2 protein-coding genes, 2 pseudogenes and 1 other annotated feature are annotated in these 1,513 nt (G+C 43.7%); of the genes and pseudogenes, 2 read left to right on the top strand and 2 right to left on the bottom strand.

Annotated elements, in window-relative coordinates; translation table 11 throughout:
* Both A5N85_RS18025 and A5N85_RS18020 read left to right on the top strand, forming a co-directional pair.
* Positions 1-279, top strand: a pseudogene (locus A5N85_RS18025) (IS3 family transposase); the annotation flags it as partial.
* Positions 123-240: a sequence feature (AL1L pseudoknot), on the top strand. Its footprint overlaps the pseudogene before it by 118 nt.
* Positions 280-453: 174 nt before the next feature.
* Positions 454-747: a DDE-type integrase/transposase/recombinase gene (locus tag A5N85_RS18020; RefSeq protein ID WP_169818696.1), complete on the top strand. Its 294-nt coding sequence runs from the start codon at positions 454-456 to the stop codon at positions 745-747.
* 17 nt (positions 748-764) lie between these two features.
* Here the strand turns inward: A5N85_RS18020 and A5N85_RS17425 are convergent.
* Positions 765-1,175, bottom strand: a pseudogene (locus A5N85_RS17425) (transposase).
* Positions 1,176-1,271: 96 nt separating this feature from the next.
* A partial coding sequence (locus A5N85_RS13870) for an IS630 transposase-related protein (RefSeq protein ID WP_072577653.1) occupies positions 1,272-1,513 on the bottom strand: 242 nt, incomplete at its 5' end.

Below are 1,513 nucleotides of genomic sequence, written 5' to 3'. Positions count from 1 at the left end.
AAACATGCAGCACTGGCAACCCCTGAAGGTGTACAAGCACAAGATACACTTGAGCGGATAAAAATCCTTGAGCGTGAAAACCGTGAACTGCAACGCAGCAATGAGATCTTGCGCAAAGCCGCTGCTTTTTTTCGCACAGGCGGAGCTCTACCACCCACACAAACGATGATTGACTTTATCGAGCAATATCAGCCGTGTTATGGTGTTGAAGCAATCTGCACGGTATTGCCGATTGCACCACCCTCTACCTATTCTATTACTGGCATCAAGATCAGATGAATCATCCTGAGAAATGTTTGGCACGAAACCGTCGTGATCAACAGAGACTGATACAGATCAAACAGATATGGCAGAACAGTCAATGTCGTTACGGCGCACGAAAGGTATGGCGTCAGCCGTGATAGGAAAAAGCCCGTCTATCGGGGTAGTGAAACACTGCAATATGCCGGTGATTTGGCTAAGCGACACTTCAAGGTAAGTGAGACCAATCAGCTATGGATTGCAGACTTCATCTATATCCACACTCAAAGCAGCTGGATCTATACAGCATTCATCATAGACGTGCATTCAAGCGCCATTGTCGGCTGGAAAGTCAGTCGTCAAATGAACACCGACATGGTGCTTGATGCGCTTGAACAAGCATTAGCCAACAGAACAATAGCCCATAATATCATCCATCATAGTGACCTAAGCTATCAGTATTTATCTATAGTCAAAGACCATCAAAAGCGTTACATATCCACATAAAATAGAAGAATAAGCGGTCAATGCAGTCGCCATTCTTTACGCTTTTGCTTTATCCATGCCCATGTATGCTCAATGGGATTAAGATCAGGGCTATAAGATGGAAGTCAAAGGATAGTATGTCCAGCCTCCTCTATCAGCATTTTGATATCCTCACGTTTGTGAAAAGCCGCATTGTCCATGACAATCACACTATCAGCAGGGAGTTGAGGAAGTCATATCTGTTCTACCCAGCTGTAAAAGATATCGCTGTTGATGCTACCATCATACAATCCAACAGCAAACAACGGGTTGTTCATCACAGCACCAATAGCATTGGTTTGGTTTTTGAGTTGCCAGTCGTACTGACCTAAGCAAGCTTCGCCTCTTGGCGCATAACCATAACCTCTGCTCTCATGTGATTTAAAACCCCTTTCATCTAAGTCAGCTATCTTTTTTCCAGCTTGTTTGAGCTCTCTTAACTGCTTAAGAAATGATGCCCGTTTTGCGCTATCTGCTTTTGGATGATTTACCGTCTTTTTTAAGCGTCATCCCAATTTTTTTAACGCACGACTGATAGATTTTTGGCTACAACCAAATCGCTGCGCTCGTTCCCATTGATAGTCATCGGGATAAGCTTTGACATCTGCTTTCAGAAGCTCATTATCTATTTTTAGGGGTTTAAATACGCGTTTCTTACGTTCAGGATTCTTCTTCCAACGTTGTATGGTTGTTGGGCTGAGTTGATATTCTTCTGCTAACTCCCGAAAGCTTGCGCCTTCTTTGAGCT

The organism is Suttonella ornithocola (assembly GCF_001889065.1).
GTDB classification, from domain to species: domain Bacteria; phylum Pseudomonadota; class Gammaproteobacteria; order Cardiobacteriales; family Cardiobacteriaceae; genus Suttonella_A; species Suttonella_A ornithocola.
This window is presented reverse-complemented; position numbering and strand designations above follow the sequence as displayed.